We start from the raw sequence: 12,957 nt of genomic DNA, 5'->3' as shown, positions 1-12,957 counted from the left end.
GCGTGTCGCTCATCCGGCGGTGAGTTCGTCTTCGTCGAAGGTGCCGAAGAGCAGGTCGGTGATGTCGTCGACGAGATCGCGGAACTCGGGCGATCGTTGGAGGTCGTGGTTGCGGGGCCGGGGCAGGTCGATCGGGACGACCGCTGCGATCCGGCTCGGGCGGGGCGACATGATCGCCACCACGTCGGCCAGCAGGACGGCCTCGTCGATCGAGTGGGTGACGAGCAGCGTCGTGGTGATCCGCTGCATCCAGATCCGCTGCAGCTCCATGTTCATCTTTCGGCGCGTCATCTCGTCGAGCGCGCCGAACGGTTCGTCGAGCAACAGGATCTTCGGGTCGGTGATCAGCGCCCGTGCGATCGCACAGCGTTGCCGCATCCCGCCCGACAGTTGAGCGGGTCGGGCATTCTCGAATCCTTCGAGGCCGACGAGCGAGATCATGTCGGCGATGGCTGCCTTCGATGCGTCGACGCCGGTGATCTCCAACGCCAGGCGGATGTTCGCTTCGACACTGCGCCACGGGAGCAGCGCAGCGTCCTGGAAGGCGATGCCCAGATGGTGGGCCTTGCGGACCTGACCGGGGGTCTCGCCGTTGACGAGCACGGTGCCCGTCGTCGGTGTCTCGAGGTCGGCGAGGATCCGCAACACCGTCGACTTGCCGCACCCGGACGGCCCGAGGAGTGCGACGAAGCACCCCTCGGGCGATTCCAGATCGACCGACTCGATCGCGGTCACCGAGCCGCGTCCCAACTTGAACTGCTTGGACAGCCCCGAGATCGAGAACCCCGACGCGGGTGCAGCGGTGACCCCTGCGTCGGAGCCGACGGCGTCGGCAGGACGGTCGGGTGCAACCGGATCCGACGCGGTGGTCGCCCGGTCCGGCGCTGTCGCGTCGTGCGTCGTGTCCTGCATCGTGTCGTCGGGCATGGTCTCGGGGCTCGTCCGCATCAGAACGTCGGCAGTTCGTAGGTCTCGGAGACGCCGGGCTCGTAGCCGTCGTACAGGATGATCCCGTCGGCGTAGACCGCATCCATGATCTCGTTGGTGTAGTAGCTGCGGTCGATGGCGAGGCCGAGCAGTTCGAGGGTGGCCAGGTTGGCGTCGATGTCGGCGTCGCTCATGTAGAAGATCCCCTTGGTGGCGACCTCCGAGCCCGCTTCGATGAACTTGGCCTGCTGCTTGGACTCGTTCTCCTGGCTTTCCGGAATCAGGTCGAGGTCCTTGCCGTAGATCTCGAGCGTGTACTTGATGCCCAGGTCGATGTCGGCCACCGCGTGCTGCCACCCCTTGGTGATGGCGGTCATCGCCGCGACGATCTCGTCGGTGCGGTTCGTGAAGGCATCCTCGGTGACCACGTAGAGCTGCTGGTAGAGCTCGAAGCCGAGGTCGGCGAGCAGCAGCACCACGGGCTCCTCGCCGCGGGCGAACTGCACCCACGGCTCGTTGGTTGCGAACGAGAAGAAGCCGTCCATCTCTCCGGTGTCGAGCGGTGACGGGTCGAACCCGGCCGGCACCCGGTTGACCTGGTCGTCGCCCGTGCCTTCCTCGATCCCGGTGATCTCGAGCAGCGCCTGCCAGACCGCGTCGTTGGCGGCCTGCACACCGATGGTCTTGCCTCTCATCTCCTCGGCGGAGCGGATGGGCGTCTTGCCGGCGAGCGACAGGATGCAGAACGGGTTCTCCTGGTAGTTGCAGCCGATGATCTTCAGTGGGGCGTCGTTGTTGAGGATCGCGCCGGCCACGATCTCGGAGCCGGTGTAGGTGATCAGCGCCTTGTCGGACAGGATCAACGCGAGCGTGTCGACATCGGGGCCGCCCACGACGAGGTCGCTGCTGGCGAACCCCGCATCGGTGAAGTAGCCCTCCTGCTCGGCGATGTAGTCGCCTGCGAACTCGGCGTTCTTGAACCACGACAGTTGGATCGAGAGATCGCCGAACGAAGCCGGTGCTGCGTCGGTGGCCGGTTCACTGCTCCCGGCTGCGACCGTGTCGGTCGGAGCCGCTTCGGTCCCGGCGGGTTCGGGCGTGGTGGTGCCGCTGTCGGCGTCGTCATCGCTGCCGCATGCGGCGAGCATCGCCGGCCCGACACCGAGGACGGCGGCTCCGAGGAGCCCGGTCCGCAGGAACCTGCGTCGGTCGAGTGCGTACGGGTTGACGATCGTTGCTTCGTGTTGCGTCATGTGATGCGGACCTCCCCAGCCCGGGTGGTGCAGTGGCGGTCACTGCGCTTGACAAACCGTAAAGACGACTCGTTTCGGCGGTGTGAACGGGATCGCACGCTCTCGTTGTGTGTCCGTTTCGGCAGCTTTACGCCACGGTTTCCGTCCGTCGCACCGACGTGGACACGCTGTCGCCCACGTTCGGGCGGTCCGTGTTCGTGCTGGACGGAGCACGGGACTCGGCGTCGGCTTCGAGTGCTCGCATCATCAGGTGACGCCACGCGACCGACAGACGATCGGCGCGGGTGCTGATCTCGCCGGACCGGTTCGACAGGTCGACCGACGCGTCGTCGTAGCGTTCCAACACCAGCAGGTCCTCGGCGAGGATCGCGTCCTCGTCGGCGGCGACCTTCTCGATCCGCCCCGGTGCGTGGCGCAGGTCGTTGCGTGCGATCACCTTGTAGACGCACGTCGTGTCGGCGCGCTCGGGGGTGACGGCGTAGAGGATCCGGAACGAACCGCCGGTCAGTTCGAAGGACAGTTCGAGTTCGGTGATGAAGTCGGCCCGCCCGACCTTGCGCACGGTGTGCGGCTGGACCAGCGGGTGGGCGCCCCCGTCGACGAGCGGGTCGTCGTGGTTCCGGTACGGAGCGCTGAACGTCGAGCTCACCTGCCATCCGTCGGCCACCACCTCACCCGACTCGACGGTGGTCGCGTCGGCGACGCCGAACGTCGCCGTGTGGACGTAGGGGAAGTGAGCAGCGTCCATGAAGTTGTCGATCAACTGCGCGGCCCCGACGTGCGTCCGGGTGGTCGTGCAGCGGGCCACCTCGAAGGTGTCGTCGCCCAGGAAGTCGGCTCGGGGCAGCGGGCTCAACGGCTTCAGCGGCGCGATGAACACGAGGCCGAACCGCTCCTCGACGGCGAAGGGTGTGGTGAGACACGCACGCGACGGGATGTGGGCGCCGTCGCCGAGCGCCGGGATGGCGGTGCACGTACCCGTGTCGTCGTAGCGCCATCCGTGGTAGGCGCACTGCAACTCGTCGCCGACGAGCGTGCCGATCGACAGTGGGGCCGACCGATGCGGGCAACGATCGACGAAGGCGCGCGCGATGCCACCGATCCGCACGACCACCCACGGCACGTCGAGCAGCCAGACCCGCGCGGGTGTGTCGGTCACCGAGTCGCTCTCGGCGACGCAGTGCCACGCCCGCCGCAGCGCCGGCGTGGTGTTGGTCAGCACGGTTCGTTCCACGGCTCGATCCAAACAGGGATGCGTTGCCGCCGTGTTTCGGGTCGTGGTCCGTCTCGTGCCAGCACCGGGGTGATCGTGATGCCGCCGGAACCGGCCCGCCTCGACCCGGCCGTCGAACTCGACATCGTGGAGCGGGTCGACCGCCTCGTCTGACGCCCGTGCAGTTCGCACGCCGTTCACGTCGACGAAGCACCCCGATGACGTCGCGATGGTCTGATGACGACGTGCATGCCGAGTTCATCGCTGCGATCCCGAAGGTCGAGTTGCACTGCCACCTCGAGGGCTCGGTCCCGGCCGCCACGTTCATCGAGCTCGCGGATGCACACGGCATCGAACTGGCGAACCGCGACCCCGAACACGTCTACGACTTCGACTCGTTCCTGGCGTTCCTCGACCTCTACCACCAAGTGTGCGCATCGATCTCGACGCCTGCCGACTTCGAACGGGCTGTCTACGACTCGCTGGCCCTCGCGGCCAGGAGTGGCAACGTCGTGTACCGCGAGATGTTCTTCAGCCCCACGAACCACGGCGACGAGACCTCGTATGCGTCGATGGTCGATGCGCTCGGATCGGGCATCGAGGCCGCCCACGCCGACTTCGGGATCCGATGTCGCCTCATCGCCGGGATCAACCGCAGGCACACACCTCGGGTCGCGACCGAGTTGGTGCAGACGATGCTCGATCACCCGTCGCCCCACGTGATCGGTATCGGACTCGACGACGACGAGGACTCGGGCCCGCCCGAGATGTTCGTCGACGCCTACGCGCTCGCAGCATCGGGAGGACTCCGTCGAACGGCTCACGCCGGTGAACTCGGTGTGGCCGCCAACGTCGCGACATCGCTCGATGTCCTCGGATGCGAACGCCTGGACCACGGCTATGCGATGGTCCGCGAGCCGGCGGTGATGCAGCGGGTGCGAGACAGCGGCGTCCACGTGACCGGCGCCTGGTTCGTCAACAACTTCCACGCAGGGGTGTTCACCGGCGGCGTCGAGCCGGCGTCGACCCCGCTGGCCGAGATGATCCGCACCGGACTGCCAGTGTCGCTGAACACCGATGACCCGACAATGATCCCCACCGACCTGAACGCCGAGTACACAGCCGTCGCAGCAGCTCTGGACCTCGACGAGACCGCAGTGCTCCGCCTCGCAGGCAACGCGATCGACGGGGCCTGGCTCGACGACTCGGACAAGGCCGATCTCCGCCTGCGTCTGACCGACGCCGTGAACGCCGATGAGTCCTGACGACCTGGCGCGGCGGTACTGGCATGCCGTGGCCTTCGAGTCGGCGCTCGACGAGGGTCCGGTCGCAGTGCGTGTCCTCGGAGAGGACCTGGTCGTGGCACGCGTCGGCGACGATCTGGTGGCCGCGCCCGACCGTTGCCCACACCGTGGGGCCTCCCTCTCGAGAGGTCACGTCGGCGTGAGCCCCGGAGGCACCTCGTGTCTGGTGTGCCCGTACCACGCGCTGCACTTCGCAGCCGACGGCACCGCCGTCCACCTTCCCGCCCGTCCCGAGTCGCGGCTCCCCGAGCGGCTGGCGCTCTCGACGCTGCCGGTCCGGGCGGTCCACGGACTCGTGTGGGCGAGCCTCGACCCGGAACCGCTGGGCGTCCTTCCCGACTGGTCGGCGTTCGACGTGGCCGGACGAGCCCGCTTCCAGCTGGGCCCGCACCCGTGGGCGGCGCAGGCGTCGAGGATCACCGAGAACTTCAACGACCTCGCCCACTTCGCCACGGTCCACGCCGTGACCTTCGGTGATGCCGACAACACCGTCATCCCGCCCGTCGAACTCTTCGCGGAGGGTGACGTCATCGAGCACGGTGTGCGCATGCACCAACTCGATCGCGTCACGCTCGACGGCCCGCTCGTGAGCGCCGAGGTCGCCTACCACTACACGCACGTGATGCCGTTCGCCTCGGAGCTGGTCATCACCTACGCACCGGACCGGATCGAGTGGATCCAGGTCGCGATCACGCCGGCCACCCGGCTGGATGCCGAGGTCCAGGAATCGTTGGTGTTCCAGCAGAACGCCCGGGACTTCGATCTCGAAGGCGACATCGCAGGGTGGAGCGACTTCCAAGCCGAGGTCAACGAGGAGGACCGACACGTTCTCGAGACCGTCCGACCGGCTCGGATCAGCCCCGACGGCAGCGACGTCGACGAGATCGCCCTCGGCTTCGACACGTTCACCACGGCCTATCGGCGGCGTTGGAAGACGACGCTCGAACCGCCGACCTGAGGGTCGCTGTCAGCGTGCTTCGCGAACGGGTGCTCCGCGACGGCCTGTCGCCCCGTCGTTTGCCAACGCCTCCACGAGTTCCGAGCGCGACATCGACGACCGTCCCCTGACGCCCCTCGCCTTCGCCTGCTCGTAGAGCTCGGCCTTCGACAGTTCGGCGAGCGGGTGCCCCGGATCCGCGGGGTTCATCGACGGCTGGCGGACCGTCGTGATCTCGACACGCTTCGCGATGTCCTCGATCGCGTCGCGCCTCCCCGTGCCGAGACCGTGGCGCGACACGTTGAGCGCTGCGGCGGCCGCAGCCATCCGCAGACCGTCGTCGAACGACAACCCGCGCGACGAGGCGACGGCGAGCGCCGCGGTCATCGAGTCGCCACCGCCGCGTCCGTCGAGGACCTCGAGCGCCGGCGGACGAACCTCGACGATGCGTCCCTCGAACCCGGCGACGGTCGACCGATCCTGGCGTGAGACGACCACGGCCGTTGCACCTGCGGCGTGCAGACGGCCGATCCCCTCGGCGATCGCAGCGACCGAGCTGCGTTCGGACCACCCGTCGGCGATGAACTCCTCGTGGCTCAGCTTGACGATGTCGACCCCGCTGTCCAACACGCTGCGCAATGGTTCGCCGCACAGGTCGACGACGACGGTGACGTCGTTGCGACGCAGGTCCGCCACGAGACGACGGAACGTGTCGGGGTCGAACATCGGGGCGAGTTGCGTCCCGGCCAACACGCAGACGCCTGCGGACATGGCCGCCCCGACGATCGCGCTGTACAGCTCGTCGATCTCGTGGCGTCCGAGGCTCGGGATCGGGGTCTCCGCGAGCAGGGAGCGACCGCCGTCGCGACGGTCGTCCATGACGACAGAGTTGGCGTGGACCATGTGGGTGAGACGGGCGTCGAGTCCGTCGGCCTCGACGATGGCGCGGAGCGCGATGCCGGACTCGCCGCCGACGGCGGCACAGGGGATCGGGCGCGCCCCCAGCGCCTGGACCATCCGCGCGATCCAGTACCCCTGACCACCGGCGTGGAGATGGACCTCGTCGGCGCCGTCGCCGGTCCGGTGTACCTCGACCGAGAGCAGCATCGCCGGTGCGAACACCGCGACCGACATCGAGTCCGCCGAGGACGCCATCGTGTCGAGTTCCATGTCCGTTCCCCGATCCCGCCGGGCGTGGCCGACGTTCGGCCGAGCGCGTACCCCATCCACCGCCCAGTCGAACCCTCCGTGAGCGTTCGGGGCCGGCGGCGGATTCGGCGTCAGGAGATGCTGGCCAGGTACATCTGGTTGAGATGCTCGCCCGCGGTGACCGGACCGTGGAGCGCAGGCCGCTCGGCGGTGACGCACGTGTCGAGCACTTCGATGAGGGCGTCGTGGTCGAGGTCGAAGAAGCACGCCACCGAGTACCGCTCGCGTCCGGGGACGCCGAGGACCCGGTGCATCGTCGAGACGTACCGGTCGTTGGTCCAGCGCTGCATCAGGTCGCCGATGTTGATCACGAACGAGTCCGGGATCGGCGGCACGGGCACCCAGTCGCCCGACTTGTCGACCACTTCCAGGCTGCCGTTGCCGTCCTGGGCCAACACCGTGACGGCACCCCAGTCGGTGTGGGCGCCCGCTCCGAAGTCCGTGGCGCCGGCATCGTCCGGGCGCGGCGGGTAGCGCAGCAGCCGCAGCGTGCAGGTGGGTGCGCGATGGAACGGGGCGAAGTGATCCTCGTCGAGGTCGAGCGACAGTGCCATGGCGCGCATCAGGCGCTCGCAGAGGTCCATCGCCGCGATGTGGTAGGTCTCGATCGGCTCGCGGAATCCGTCCATGTCGGGCCACTGGTTGTCGCCCGACATCGGTCCGTTGCCGACGAGGTGTTCGGGGCTGAAGCTCCATGCCTCCTTCATGTCGGCCGCGGAGTCGGCGTCGAGCCGCTGGCGCCCGGGCGGGTCGTAGCCGCGGTTGACGTGGACCTCGTCCATCGCCTTCGCCATCTTGTCGTCGAACGGCAGAGCGAACAGTCGCTCCATCTGCTCGAAGGCGCCGGCGACGACTGCGTCGTCCACCCCGTGGCCGGTGACGCACAGGAACCCGATGGTCTCGCAGGCGGCGCCGATCTCACGGGCGACCTTCCTCCTGACCTCGAGGTCGTCGGAGGCGAGGCCGCTGATGTCGATGATCGGAACCGTGCTCATCGCCACATCGTGTCGAATCATCGCCTCGAACGCATTGCCCGACGGTGAACGCTCGATTTCGACCGCTCGTTCGATCCGACCTCGTCGTTCCAGCTCTGAACCAGAACGACGAGGTCGTCAGATCGAGCGGTCGCGGAGTGCGAGGGCGTGGCGGGTGAACTCGGCCACCACCCGTTCCTCGTCGATGCCGACGACCTCACCCGCGTCGACCACCAGTCGGCCGTCGACGATCGTGTGGGTCACGTCGCCGGCCCGACTGCCGTAGACGAGCGTCGCCTCGACGTCGTAGTTCGGCGCCACGTGCGCACCCGACACGTCGACGATCGCGATGTCGGCCGGCGCTCCCGGCGCGATCGTCCCCAGTTCCGGTCGGTGCATCGCCGCCGCCGCGTCACGGGTCGCCATCGTGAGTACCTGGCGAGTGGTGAGGAACGTCGGGTCGCACGTGTTCTGCTTGTGCGTGATCGCCGCGTACTTCATCTCCTGGAAGGTGTCGAGCGAGTTGTGGCTCGCCGGCCCGTCGGTGGCGAGTCCGACCGTGACCCCGGCTTCCCACAACCCGCGCAGGTCCATCGTCCCCGAGACGAGCTTCGCATTGCACACCGGGCAGTGCGCGACCTTCACCTCGTGCTCCGCCAGCAGCGCGATGTCGTGTGTCGTCAACATCGAGCAGTGGGCAGCAGTGACGTCGGGGCCGAGGAAGCCGATGTCGTGGAGCCACTGCACCGTCGTGCGCCCGTACGTCTCGGCCATGAACGCGGCTTCGTTCGCTCCTTCCGCCATGTGGGTGTGGATCGGCAACCGCCGCTCGTCGGCCAACACGCGCACCGCTCGCCACATCGGCTCGCTGCACGAATACGGAGCGTGCGGCGAGAGTGCGAGGCGAACCCGGTCGCCGTCGATGTCGCTCGAGCCGGTGGTCGCTGCGTCGAAGTCGTCGAGTGCGGCCCACGACCAGGCGGCCACGTCGGCGTAGACACCGCCATCGGCGAAGCCGTAGCCGAGGGTCGCCTTCAGCCCGATGTCGCCGAGCGCGCGGACCTGCGGCGTGACCGCATAGGCGTCGAAGTGCTCGTTGAAGCAGGTGATGCCCGTCTTGGCCATCTCGACCAGGCCGCACATCGAGGCCCAGTAGAGGGTCTCGTGGTCGAAGTTCTGCTTGAGTCGCCACATCGTGGACAACCACTCGAAGAGTTCGACGTCCTCGAGCAGCCCGCGCAGCAACATGTTCGACGCGATGTGGGTGTGGCAGTCGACGAACCCCGGCACGACCGCCGACCCGGCGGCGTCGATCGTGCGGATGGCGGCGAACGGTGCGCCGGGGTCGAGCACTGCAGCGACCACACCGTCCCGGATCGCAACCGTGCCGGGCCGTGGTCCGGTGTCGCCATCGACGCAGGACACCACGGTGCCGCCGGTGACGGCGAGGTCGAAGGGATCGTCTGCGGTGTTCACGCAGCGAGTCTGGCGGCCTGCCCGCGAGGTGTCGATTCCCGTTGCTGCTGTTCACGACGGCGAAACACCGACGTGACAAGCCGTCCATAGTTTCGCGCGGGTGAACGACATCGAGTGTGCGACCGATTTCGCGTGGCTGCCCAAGGTCGAGTTGCACTGCCACATCGAAGGGACGATGCGACCGGCCACGGTCGTCGATCTGGCCGTGGCCAACGACATCGAACTCCCGACCCGTGACGTCGAATCCCTCTTCCAGTACGAGGACCTCACCGGGTTCCTCGATGTGTTCTGGCTGGTGCAGTCGGTGCTCGCCACTCCTGATGACTGGGAGCGCCTGGCGTTCGAGTCCATGATCGACGGCGCAGCGCACGGGCTGCGGTACCGCGAGGCGTTCTTCACGCCGGCGCGCCACCTCGCAGCCGGCCAGGATCTCGGCGAGATCATCGCCGCACTGGATCGCGGGCTCGACATGGCCGAACGGATCACGCGGGCCCGGTGTGCGTTGATCCTCGACTTCGATCGTGACTTCGGGGCCGCCGCGGCGGACGCTCACATGACCGAACTCGTGTCGCTGAAGCGGGCGGGGCGCCCCGGAACCGAGCGGGTGATCGGCATCGGGATGGACTCGACCGAGTTGGGCGTGGACCCGATGTCGTTCGTGTCGGCGTATTCGCAGGCTCCCGAAGCCGGCCTTCGACGGACGGCTCACCAGGGTGAGAACTCGGGCGCCGACGCGATCCGTGCGGCGGTCGACGGTCTCGGCTGCGAACGCATCGACCACGGCATCTCGATCTTCGAGGACCCGGAACTCGTCCGTCGTTTCGCCGACGAGCAGATCCCGCTCACCGTGTGCCCGAACGCCAACGTGCGGATCAACCCCGGCGTGGTCGCCGACCTCGGTGACCACGTGTTCCCGATCATGCGTGACGCCGACCTGCTGGCCACTCTGAACACCGACGACCCGGCGCTGGTGGGGCTCGACCTCGACCAGGAGTACGCGCTGTGCGCGGAGACGTTCGGCTACGACACCGGCGACATGGTCGCCATCGCACTCGACGCAGCGTGTGCATCGTGGCTCGACGACTGCGACGCATCGGTGCTGATGGTCGAGATCAAGGCGGCCGCCGCCGGTGCTGCCAGGGCGGCAGCGGACGCGAGGTCAGCTGCCGAGGCCAGGCCGCTGATGCCGCTGTCGGCGTAGGCCCGCACCAGCTCGCGCACCCATCGCCGGTAGACGTTCGACACGAGGTCCGTGGACACCGACACCTCCTCGCTCGGGTCGAGCGGGAAGTGGGCGGGCGTCTGCGCGCACACGACGGGTTGGTCCTCCGACAGGACGAGTCGCTGGAAGTCGACGTGTTCGGCGTCGCGGACGGTCTCGCCGGGTTCGTCGAGGTCGTCGTCGCGGGCCATCGCCCAGAACACGCGGCACGACGTGGCGTCGAGCGGGCTGGCGGTCATCCAGAGCACGCGGCGAGCGCCCGACGCGAGCGTGAAGGTGATGTCGACCGTGCACGGCATCGGCATCCGGTAGGCCGACGACCCGTACATGGCGGAGCTGTCGGCTTCGAACTCGGGCGGTTCGTAGACGAAGCGCAGTTCGGACCCGACCCGCTCGATGTCGGGGAGTGGCGGCACCGGTTCGTCGCGTCGACCGAGCGACCCATCGTGGACCCACGCGAAGTGAGCGAGGTCGACGAAGTTCTCGACCCTCCGCAGCGCCGACACCGGCCACGTGTACGGCTCGCCGACGATCGTGTGGAGTGAGGGGTCGTCGAACGCGGAACTGGGAGGGATGATGGTGTCGATCGTGGGGCGGCGATCGCTCGTGACGCCGACGGGAACGTCGTCGGTTCGAGTGGTGTCTCCCGGACGCGCGGCAAGGCGCACCCACACGAGTCCGTAGCGTTCCGCGACGTCGTGCGCGACGATCCGTGCGGCACGCGGGATCGGGCCGTCGGGGAGCGACGGGATCGAGGTGCATCGGCCGTCGCTCGCCCAGGTCCAGCCGTGGTACGCGCAACGCAGGTCGCATCCGTCGACCGTGCCGATCGAGAGACGAGTCGACCGGTGAGCGCAGCGGTCGTCCACGGCGGTGAACCGTCCGTCGTCGAGGCGTGCCACGGCGAGCTCGCGTTCGAGCAGCGTGATGCCGAGAGGACGACCGTCGGGGATCTCGTCGACGGTGCAGACGGGATGCCAGAAGTGGGCGAGCGTCGCAACGAGATCGTCCTGGTGCAGGGCCTCCATCCGATCGACGACCGATCAGGCCGCAGCGGCGGTGCGGTCGAGGAGCGAGTCGTACCACCGCCCGCTGCTCACGCAGCCGACGGGCCGGAACCATTCGTGGGCGGTGACCGACACCTTGCCGTCGGACACCTCGATCGGGTCGCTCTCCATCGAGAGCACGCTCACGTGTGCCCGTCGACCGACCTCGAGTCGGCCGTAGCGGTCGCCACGACCGATCACGTCGGCGGTGTTCGACGTGCACATCCCGATCACGTCGACCAGATCGACGCCCATCGTGAGGATCTTCGTCATCGTCTCGGCGAGTGAGTACACCGGCCCGCCGACGTTGAAGATGTTGAGGTCGGTCGAGATCGTGTCCGGGAAGTAACCCTGGTCGAACAGCTTGCGGGCGTCGCTGAAACGGAAGTCGGTGCCGGAGTGGCCGACGTCGAGCCGCACGCCGCGTTCGACGGCGTCGACGAACTCGGGGATCACCGTGCCGTCGGCGTCGAGCATGCCTCCGGCACCCCGGAACGCATGGGTGATGATGTCGCCGGGCCGCAACGCCTCGAGGAGTCTCGGCGTAGGGATCGTCGGCGTGTGCGGGAAGCGGCCGAGGTGGACCATCACCGGTTTGCCCTGCGACGAACGCTGCGCGGCTTCGAGGAACGGTGAGTGGTTCGGGTCGTCGGTGTGGCACGCCCGCACCTTCAGCCCGACGATGATGTCGGCGTTGCGTTCCATCGACGCGTCGAGCGCGTCGATGTCGATGTTCCGCACGTCGTTGGCCAACTCCAGCTTGTGGCAGATGAAGTCCTTCGTTGCCAGGTAGAGCTGGTTCGGGTCGATGAAGGCGAGCACCTCGGTCCTGGTGGAGGGGTGGTCGATGACCGCCGCCCGTGCGAGGTCGAAGGTGGCGACGCCACTGGTGCCACCGTCGATCAGCATCGGCACGCCCATCCCCACGCCGACGTCGTCGGCACGCACGCAGAAGTCGCCGAGGCCGGGCATCACGTGGACGTGGAGGTCGATCAGCCCCGGCGTGACCAACTGCCCGCGACAGTCGACGACTTCGGTGTCGGCGGGAACGAGGTCCGGCTGACTCGCGAGGTCCGGCCCGATCGCGGCGATCACGCCGTCGACGCACAGCACGTCAGCGACCCGGTCGAGCTCGGACGCGGGGTCGATGACGCGACCTCCCTGCAGCAGCACAGCCATGTCGCGACGGTACGGAACCTGCGTGTCCGCCGTGTTACGACCGCGTGAGCGCTGAGCGCTGAGCGCTGAGCGCTGCGTCGGGCCGACCTCCGTGCGCGCATCGCGCCACGAGCCGTCGACCGACACGTCGATGGACGGTCTCGAATCGGTCGATTGGATTCCGAGAACAGGGTTGGGAACGACCGTCGCCGCCGATCGAACCGTTCCTCCGACTGAC

The 12,957-nt window shown here is 68.0% G+C and carries 10 protein-coding genes and 1 pseudogene; 3 read left to right on the top strand and 8 right to left on the bottom strand.

All coding sequences use genetic code 11. From position 1 onward, the window contains the following. Positions 1-9: 9 nt before the first annotated feature. From ABJK40_RS05985 to ABJK40_RS05975, 3 genes are all read right to left on the bottom strand, one after another. Positions 10-948: an ABC transporter ATP-binding protein gene (locus ABJK40_RS05985; RefSeq protein WP_348480059.1), complete on the bottom strand. Its 939-nt coding sequence runs from the start codon at positions 946-948 to the stop codon at positions 10-12. Then, the gene (locus tag ABJK40_RS05980) at positions 948-2,180 is read right to left on the bottom strand and encodes an ABC transporter substrate-binding protein (RefSeq protein ID WP_348480060.1); all 1,233 of its coding nucleotides are present in this window, start codon (positions 2,178-2,180) and stop codon (positions 948-950) included. The genes ABJK40_RS05985 and ABJK40_RS05980 overlap by 1 nt, the downstream gene beginning before the upstream one ends. Before the next feature lie 127 nt (positions 2,181-2,307). Beyond that, a complete protein-coding gene (locus ABJK40_RS05975) occupies positions 2,308-3,414 on the bottom strand; it encodes an aromatic ring-hydroxylating dioxygenase subunit alpha (protein WP_348480061.1) in 1,107 nt (368 codons plus the stop codon). Positions 3,415-3,638: 224 nt separating this feature from the next. Here ABJK40_RS05975 and add (ABJK40_RS05970) point away from each other — a divergent pair, with 224 nt between their 5' ends. Next, complete coding sequence (gene add, locus ABJK40_RS05970) at positions 3,639-4,658, top strand: adenosine deaminase (RefSeq protein ID WP_348510196.1); 1,020 nt, start codon at positions 3,639-3,641, stop codon at positions 4,656-4,658. Then, a complete protein-coding gene (locus tag ABJK40_RS05965) occupies positions 4,648-5,655 on the top strand; it encodes a Rieske 2Fe-2S domain-containing protein (protein WP_348480063.1) in 1,008 nt (335 codons plus the stop codon). Before add (ABJK40_RS05970) ends, ABJK40_RS05965 begins: the two co-directional genes overlap by 11 nt. 9 nt (positions 5,656-5,664) lie before the next feature. On the opposite strand, the gene ABJK40_RS05960 is transcribed toward ABJK40_RS05965, so the two are convergent. The 3 genes from ABJK40_RS05960 to ABJK40_RS05950 form a co-directional block, all read right to left on the bottom strand. Then, complete coding sequence (locus tag ABJK40_RS05960; protein WP_348480064.1) at positions 5,665-6,804, bottom strand: PfkB family carbohydrate kinase; 1,140 nt, start codon at positions 6,802-6,804, stop codon at positions 5,665-5,667. Positions 6,805-6,914: 110 nt separating this feature from the next. Continuing rightward, complete coding sequence (locus tag ABJK40_RS05955) at positions 6,915-7,838, bottom strand: 2-oxoglutarate and iron-dependent oxygenase domain-containing protein (protein ID WP_348480065.1); 924 nt, start codon at positions 7,836-7,838, stop codon at positions 6,915-6,917. Between the two features lie 117 nt (positions 7,839-7,955). Beyond that, complete coding sequence (locus ABJK40_RS05950) at positions 7,956-9,293, bottom strand: amidohydrolase (protein WP_348480066.1); 1,338 nt, start codon at positions 9,291-9,293, stop codon at positions 7,956-7,958. 100 nt (positions 9,294-9,393) lie between these two features. Here ABJK40_RS05950 and add (ABJK40_RS05945) point away from each other — a divergent pair, with 100 nt between their 5' ends. Further along, complete coding sequence (gene add / locus ABJK40_RS05945) at positions 9,394-10,494, top strand: adenosine deaminase (protein WP_348480067.1); 1,101 nt, start codon at positions 9,394-9,396, stop codon at positions 10,492-10,494. An 11-nt stretch (positions 10,495-10,505) separates the two neighbouring features. On the opposite strand, the pseudogene ABJK40_RS05940 reads toward add (ABJK40_RS05945), so the two are convergent. Both ABJK40_RS05940 and ABJK40_RS05935 read right to left on the bottom strand, forming a co-directional pair. Further along, positions 10,506-11,543: pseudogene (locus tag ABJK40_RS05940) on the bottom strand (aromatic ring-hydroxylating dioxygenase subunit alpha); the annotation flags it as partial. Between the two features lie 15 nt (positions 11,544-11,558). Further along, positions 11,559-12,740, bottom strand: a complete 1,182-nt coding sequence (locus ABJK40_RS05935; protein ID WP_348480068.1) for an amidohydrolase/deacetylase family metallohydrolase — start codon at positions 12,738-12,740, stop codon at positions 11,559-11,561. Positions 12,741-12,957 lie beyond the last annotated feature (217 nt).

The organism is Ilumatobacter sp., from assembly GCF_039969435.1.
Lineage (GTDB): Bacteria > Actinomycetota > Acidimicrobiia > Acidimicrobiales > Ilumatobacteraceae > Ilumatobacter_A.
The sequence above is the reverse complement of the archived record's forward strand: the minus strand, read 5'-3'. Positions and strand labels throughout refer to the sequence as shown.